The sequence below is a fragment of the Marinobacter xestospongiae genome (assembly GCF_023156385.1).
Lineage (GTDB): Bacteria > Pseudomonadota > Gammaproteobacteria > Pseudomonadales > Oleiphilaceae > Marinobacter > Marinobacter xestospongiae.
Map to the genome: position 1 here is coordinate 117,775 of NZ_JAKZAK010000018.1, position 6,428 is coordinate 124,202.

Genomic DNA, 6,428 nt, shown 5'->3' on the forward strand with positions numbered 1-6,428 from the left:
GCGGATACGGACCATGACCCTGAGCCTGCCCTCCCCGGCCAAGCTGAACCTGTTCCTCCACATCACCGGCCGTCGCAGCGACGGCTATCATGATCTCCAGACCCTGTTCCAGTTTCTGGACTATGGAGATGAGCTGACGTTTCAGCAGCGACAGGATGGCCAGATTCGGCTGACGCCCGCCCTCGCTGGGGTTGAGCATGACGACAACCTGATCGTGAAAGCCGCCCACCTGTTGGCCAAGCGGACAGACCGATCCCTCCCGGGCGTCGACATTCATCTGGACAAACGCCTGCCTATGGGTGGTGGTCTTGGCGGTGGCAGCTCCAATGCGGCAACAACCCTGCTGGGATTAAACCGGCTCTGGAAGTTGGATCTCGACCTCGACACCCTGGCGGAACTCGGGCTTCAGCTCGGCGCGGATGTGCCGGTTTTCGTTCGCGGCTTCGCCGCCTGGGGCGAAGGCGTCGGGGAAATTCTGACTCCGGTGGAACCGCCGGAAGACTGGTTTCTGGTGCTCAAAGCAGACTGCCATATCAACACCGGGAAAATTTTTTCACATCCAGGGTTGACACGTGACACGCCTAAAACCATAATAGCGCCCGCTTTTGAGGGAGACGCCTCGAGGTACCGAAACGACTGTGAGGATGTGGTTTGCGAACTGTATCCCGAGGTTAGAAAAAGCCTGGAATGGCTTTCACAATTCGGACCTGCAAGATTAACCGGAACCGGGGCTTGCATTTTTGGACGTTTCCCGACAGAATCCGCAGCCCGGAATATCTGGGAAAGCAAACCCTCCGGCATCACGGGGTTCGTAGCTAAAGGGGTGAACCATTCACCTCTACACAAAAAGCTAACAGAGCTGACATGATGCCAAAGAAGCACGATACTGGGGTGTCGCCAAGTGGTAAGGCAACGGGTTTTGATCCCGTCATGCGCAGGTTCGAATCCTGCCACCCCAGCCACCTTTCTTCCTCTTCTGAATCCAACGCTGAGAACGCAAGGGATACCGTCGTGTCCAAACTGATGATTTTTGCGGGCAACGCCCATCCGGAACTCGCCCACAACATTGCCAAGAAGCTGGCCATCCCCATGGGCCAAGCCACAGTCGGCAAGTTCAGTGACGGTGAGACTACCGTTGAGATCAACGAAAATGTCCGCGGGCACGATGTCTTCATCATTCAGCCCACCTGCAATCCGACCAATGACAACCTGATGGAACTGATTGTCATGGCGGACGCACTGCGCCGGGCATCTGCTACCCGAATTACCGCGGTTATTCCTTACTACGGCTACGCCCGTCAGGACCGCCGGGTACGCTCCACCCGTGTCGCCATCAGCGCCAAGGTGGTTGCCGACATGATTTCCAGCATCGGCGTTGACCGTGTGCTGACTGTCGACCTGCACGCCGACCAGATTCAGGGCTTCTTCGACATCCCGGTGGACAACATCTACGCCACCCCCGTGATGATGGAAGACATTGAAAAGCAGAATTTCGAAAACTTCGTGGTGGTTTCCCCCGACGTGGGCGGTGTTGTTCGCGCCCGCGCCGTGGCCAAACGCCTGGATGATGCCGACCTGGCCATCATTGACAAGCGCCGCCCGAAAGCCAACGTCTCCCAGGTGATGCACATCATCGGTGACGTACGGGACAAGACCTGCATCCTGGTGGATGACATCGTCGATACCGCCGGCACCCTGTGCAAAGCCGCCGACGCCCTTAAAGAGCACGGTGCTTCACGGGTGATCGCCTACATTACCCACCCGGTACTGTCCGGTCCGGCGATCGACAACATCAGCAACTCCACACTGGATGAGCTGGTGGTGTGCGACACCATCCCGCTGGGTGACAAAGCCCTGGGTTGTGATAGAATCCGGCCCCTCGGCATGGCGGGCCTTCTGGCGGAATCCATTCGTCGCGTCAGCAACGAAGAATCCATCAGCCAGATGTTTGAGTAAGTCGCCGCCAGGCAACAAGATTCGAACCGGGAGCCTTCAGGGGCTCCCGGTTTGTTTAAGCCGCCGATAAAATCGGCATTTTGACACTAACCACCTGCTGCAAAAAGCCTGGTCGCGGGCCGCACAGGTGTTGATTGAGGTAAAGACCATGTCTCAGGACTACGTAATCGAAGCATTCCTTCGTGACGACCAGGGCAAGGGTGCGAGCCGCCGCCTGCGTCGCGAAGAACGTAAAATCCCCGCCATCATCTACGGCGGCGAGAAAGACGCAACTCCGGTCGCCATCTGGCACAACGAGCTGAAGAAAGCCCTGGAAAACGAAGCTTTCTTCTCTCACATCCTGACCGTTAAGGTCGACAACGGCACCGAAGAAACCGTCATCCTGAAGGATCTGCAGCGTCACCCGTACAAGCCGATCCTGACCCACGCCGACTTCCAGCGCGTTGACCGTAACCACGAGATTCACGTGAACGTACCGCTGCACTTCACCAACGAAGACACCGCTGTTGCCGTTAAACTGCAAGGCGGCGCGGTTTCTCACCAGATGAACGAAGTGGAAGTGATCTGTCTGCCTCAGCACCTGCCTGAGTTCATCGAAGTCGACATGACTGACGTGGCCATGGATCAGGTGGTTCACCTGAGCGACCTGAAACTGCCGGGTGGCGTACGCATCGCCGCGCTGCAGCAAGGCGAAGATCACGACCAGCCGGTTGTGGCGATCCACAAGCCGAAAGGCGCCAAGGCTGACGAGGCCGAAGACGCTGAAGGCGGTGAAGGCGAGGCGTAATCCTCGCCCAACAGGGGAACCGGCGAATGACGCAGCAGCTTGCCATGATCGTGGGCCTGGGCAATCCAGGACCCGACTACGAGCACACCCGTCATAACGCCGGCGCCCTGTTCGTCGAAGCACTGGCCCGCCAGGCGGGTCAGTCGCTGCGACCGGAAAAGAAATACCACGGTCTCTACACCCGCCTGCGCTGGCAGGGTCTCGACCTGCATCTGCTCAACCCCACCACCTTCATGAACCGCAGCGGCCTGGCCATCAAGGCACTGGCGGACTTCTACAAGATCTCTGCGGACCAGATCCTGATCGCCCACGACGAACTGGACCTACCCCCCGGTACCGCAAAACTGAAGAAAGGCGGCGGCCATGGCGGCCACAATGGTCTGCGCGACACCATCAACCATCTCGGCACTCGCGACTTTCACCGCCTCCGTCTCGGTATTGGCCACCCCGGCGACAGCCGTCAGGTAACCGGCTACGTACTTGGTCGTTTTGGCAAGAAGGAAACCGAGCAACTCGAAGACCTGATTGATGAAATCATCCGGGTACTCCCTGACGCGGCCAATGGCAACATGGCCCCAGCGATGAACCGGCTGCACAGTTTCAAACCTCAGGACTGAACGGACCACCTCCCCTTCCGCCACCAACGTCACCACCGCTTTCAGGGTGACCGCACAGCGCGATCTCCCCTTACTCGCACCACGGTGCGGACACCGGTATAATCCGGCCACATTTTTCAGTATCAGCAGAGGCATTCCATGGGTTTTAACTGCGGCATTGTCGGCCTACCCAACGTGGGCAAATCCACCCTGTTCAACGCGCTCACCAAAGCGGGCATCGGTGCCGAGAACTTCCCGTTCTGCACCATCGAACCCAATGCCGGCGTGGTCCCCATGCCTGACCCGCGCCTCAACAAGCTGGCGGAGATTGTGAAGCCGGAGCGGGTGATCCCCACCAGCATGGAATTCGTCGACATTGCCGGCCTGGTCGCGGGCGCCTCCAAAGGCGAAGGCCTGGGCAACCAGTTCCTGGGCAACATCCGCCAGACCGACGCCATTGCCCACGTCGTCCGCTGTTTCGATGACAGTAACGTGATCCACGTGGCCAATCAGGTCGATCCGGCTGCCGATATCGAGGTGATCAACACCGAACTGGCACTGGCTGACCTGGATACCGTGGAAAAGGCCATCAAGCGAGTCCAGCGTGTTGCCAAGAGCGGCGACAAGACCGCCAAAGCCCAACAGGAAATATTCGAGAAGCTGCTGCCGGTGCTGAACGAAGGCAAGCCTGTGCGCAGCATGGACCTGAGCGACGATGAGCGCGCCACCATTCGAGAACTGTGCCTGCTCACCGTCAAGCCCACCATGTACATCGCCAACGTCAATGAGGACGGCTTCGAGAACAACCCATACCTGGACAAGGTCAAAGCCATCGCTGCGGAAGAGAACGCCGTGGTGGTGCCCATCTGCAACAAGATGGAAGCGGAGATCGCAGAACTGGAAGACGACGAGAAAGCCGTCTTCCTGGAAGAGATGGGCATGGAAGAGCCCGGGCTGGATCGCGTAATCCGCGCCGGTTACAGCCTGCTCGACCTGCAGACCTACTTCACCGCAGGGGTAAAGGAAGTGCGAGCCTGGACCGTGCGTGTCGGCGCCACGGCGCCACAGGCTGCCGGCGTCATCCACACCGACTTCGAACGCGGCTTCATTCGCGCCGAGGTGGTTGGCTACGACGACTACATCGCCTGCAATGGCGAGGCCGGCGCCAAGGATGCCGGCAAGTGGCGCCTGGAAGGCAAGGACTACATCGTCAAGGACGGTGACGTCATCCACTTCCGTTTCAACGTCTGAGGCCACCCCAGCGCCTCCCAAGGCCCGCCCGCGAAAGCGCGCGGGCTTTTTCATGTCCGAAATTCAGACCTCACCGAGCTCTGCCACTCACGCAACACAGAGGCAGCGAACGCATTTGAAATTATCCCACCGAAAGGGTTGACAGCGACCGCCAAAATCCTGAAAATACGCGCCTCGTTAGATGGTTACAGGCCATTAGACGACTTGGCAAGGTAGCTCAGTTGGTTAGAGCACAGCACTCATAATGCTGGGGTCGGCGGTTCGACTCCGCCCCTTGCTACCAGATTTCAAAGGGTTACAGTTCGCGCTGTAACCCTTTTTTCGTTGGTCGACTACAAACTCACTACATCTTGTCTGCACTGGTTAGAACCAACTGTAGCGCGGCGGCAGTTTTGGCCCCAATTTGCGATAGTTTTGTCCCTCCCGAAGCCATAACCTCGACTCAATGGAGCCTTACTGAAGATCCTCCATGACGACTACTTAGGAACGATTGCAAAATACCAGCGCTCGATCCGGGGAACACCGGCTGACCCGGAGGATGCGAGAGCGCTAGTCCCGAATTCAGAATCGAACGAACCGCCTACTTGTGCAACATCAGCCTGAACGAAACATCGTCAACCTGCCCAATCACCACGGCTTTGTCGACTTGCGCCAGGAAAACGGTATTAATTCTCTGGCGAATCTCTCCGGCCTCGGCCTCTCTCGCCACAACAATGTCGACCAGATAAGCTTCACTATCACCCTCGGCGCGCACGGTTCCATAGAAGCCAACCGCCTCGTCGCGTTCCCGGATCGCGCCCTTAAAACTGAGGTCTTCTGCAATCCTTGCCACGACTTCGTGCTCACCGTAGAAGAAATGCACCTCAGCAGGCCTATCGGCAGGTGCTTGCGAGCATCCGGCAATTACAAACAGCGTCAGAGCGACAAGCGTTGATAGCGCTTTCATGTGCCTTCGGCCGTACGGGCATCAAGAGGGTTTCCAGCCGGCGTCCCGTCTTGTTCAGGCGATGCCTCTTTCTCCACCATCGCCAAAATCTTTGTCGCCCTTTCAAAATGATCCAGCTTATGGGTTTGAATCCACCAGGTTGCGGCTTCCATCAGCAACTCGGGGTCATCATTCCTGTTGGCGAAAAAGGCATAGAATGAGACCGAGACCCCCTCACCTTTTTGCGCGATCTTGCGTCTGCATACCTGGACGACTTTCTCTTTCAACGATTGTTTCACCGTGCACTCCATACGCCGGATACAGGCTCACGGCGGGCTTTACCCGCCGTGTTACCGCTTCACACCTAGAACGGGTGGCCATCGAACTGTTTGGCACCGTCGCCGATCGTCAGCCAGCCGGGCTTTTCAGACACAAACTCATGAAAGGCGTTCTCCAGCAGCAGCTCATCGTCAATGCAATTGGCGGCAACCGGGAAGGATTCCGCCTCGGAAAGCACCTCCCCCAGAGCCGTACCACACACCGAGCAGAAGCACCGATCGTATTTGTAGGGCGGCTGTGCCTTGAAGGTAGATATCCGATCACGGCCCTGAGTAATCCTGAACGTATCCGCCCGCACAAACACCAGCGCACTTGCGCCAACCTTGCGGCACCGAGTGCAGTGGCATGTTCCCAACATGCCTGGCGCCTCACTGAGCTCAAACCGCACCTCTCCACAGCAACAGCTTCCGTTGATCATTGTCTTTTTCCTTCATTGGTTGGCTGACCGGGAATTGAAACTCCCCCGGCCATTACACAGCCAAACACTGTATAAATCAGGCTCTTCACTTCTTCTGGTGGGTAACCCTTTATTTTCCTATCATTTTTGGTCACTGTTATCCCATCCGATTAACGC

Annotated in this window: 8 protein-coding genes and 2 tRNA genes; 7 read left to right on the top strand and 3 right to left on the bottom strand. The window is 57.6% G+C overall.

The window, feature by feature from the left end; genetic code table 11:
* Positions 1-13 precede the first annotated feature (13 nt).
* From ispE to MLD24_RS14045, 7 genes are all read left to right on the top strand, one after another.
* Positions 14-868 carry a 4-(cytidine 5'-diphospho)-2-C-methyl-D-erythritol kinase gene (ispE, locus tag MLD24_RS14015; RefSeq protein ID WP_248167250.1) on the top strand — a complete coding sequence of 285 codons (855 nt, stop codon included), beginning with the start codon at positions 14-16 and terminating at the stop codon, positions 866-868.
* A 19-nt stretch (positions 869-887) separates the two neighbouring features.
* A tRNA-Gln gene (locus MLD24_RS14020) sits at positions 888-962 on the top strand.
* Positions 963-1,011: 49 nt separating this feature from the next.
* Entirely contained in the window at positions 1,012-1,956 is a 945-nt protein-coding gene (locus MLD24_RS14025; protein WP_227172148.1) for a ribose-phosphate pyrophosphokinase, read from the top strand.
* A 148-nt stretch (positions 1,957-2,104) separates the two neighbouring features.
* On the top strand, positions 2,105-2,743 hold the full coding sequence (locus tag MLD24_RS14030) for a 50S ribosomal protein L25/general stress protein Ctc (protein WP_227172149.1): 639 nt from the start codon (positions 2,105-2,107) through the stop codon (positions 2,741-2,743).
* Between the two features lie 26 nt (positions 2,744-2,769).
* Complete coding sequence (gene pth, locus MLD24_RS14035) at positions 2,770-3,360, top strand: aminoacyl-tRNA hydrolase (protein ID WP_248167252.1); 591 nt, start codon at positions 2,770-2,772, stop codon at positions 3,358-3,360.
* A gap of 138 nt (positions 3,361-3,498) precedes the next feature.
* On the top strand, positions 3,499-4,590 hold the full coding sequence (gene ychF / locus MLD24_RS14040; protein WP_227172151.1) for a redox-regulated ATPase YchF: 1,092 nt from the start codon (positions 3,499-3,501) through the stop codon (positions 4,588-4,590).
* A 206-nt stretch (positions 4,591-4,796) separates the two neighbouring features.
* Positions 4,797-4,873, top strand: a tRNA-Met gene (locus MLD24_RS14045).
* Positions 4,874-5,170: 297 nt separating this feature from the next.
* Here MLD24_RS14045 and MLD24_RS14050 read toward each other — a convergent pair.
* The 3 genes from MLD24_RS14050 to MLD24_RS14060 all read right to left on the bottom strand — a co-directional run bounded on the left by MLD24_RS14050 (position 5,171) and on the right by MLD24_RS14060 (position 6,272).
* A complete protein-coding gene (locus tag MLD24_RS14050; protein ID WP_248167255.1) occupies positions 5,171-5,536 on the bottom strand; it encodes a hypothetical protein in 366 nt (121 codons plus the stop codon).
* On the bottom strand, positions 5,533-5,814 hold the full coding sequence (locus tag MLD24_RS14055) for a DUF6500 family protein (protein ID WP_248167257.1): 282 nt from the start codon (positions 5,812-5,814) through the stop codon (positions 5,533-5,535). The genes MLD24_RS14050 and MLD24_RS14055 overlap by 4 nt, the downstream gene beginning before the upstream one ends.
* A gap of 65 nt (positions 5,815-5,879) precedes the next feature.
* Complete coding sequence (locus MLD24_RS14060; protein ID WP_248167260.1) at positions 5,880-6,272, bottom strand: GFA family protein; 393 nt, start codon at positions 6,270-6,272, stop codon at positions 5,880-5,882.
* Positions 6,273-6,428 lie beyond the last annotated feature (156 nt).

What these genes read in the sequence shown, in the direction of transcription:
- ispE (WP_248167250.1), top strand. Translation starts at nt 14, where the DNA reads ATGACCCTGAGCCTGCCCTCCCCGGCCAAGCTGAACCTGTTCCTCCAC.
- MLD24_RS14030 (WP_227172149.1), top strand. Translation starts at nt 2,105, where the DNA reads ATGTCTCAGGACTACGTAATCGAAGCATTCCTTCGTGACGACCAGGGC.
- pth (WP_248167252.1), top strand. Translation starts at nt 2,770, where the DNA reads ATGACGCAGCAGCTTGCCATGATCGTGGGCCTGGGCAATCCAGGACCC.
- ychF (WP_227172151.1), top strand. Translation starts at nt 3,499, where the DNA reads ATGGGTTTTAACTGCGGCATTGTCGGCCTACCCAACGTGGGCAAATCC.
- MLD24_RS14050 (WP_248167255.1), bottom strand. Translation starts at nt 5,536, where the DNA reads ATGAAAGCGCTATCAACGCTTGTCGCTCTGACGCTGTTTGTAATTGCC.
- MLD24_RS14060 (WP_248167260.1), bottom strand. Translation starts at nt 6,272, where the DNA reads ATGATCAACGGAAGCTGTTGCTGTGGAGAGGTGCGGTTTGAGCTCAGT.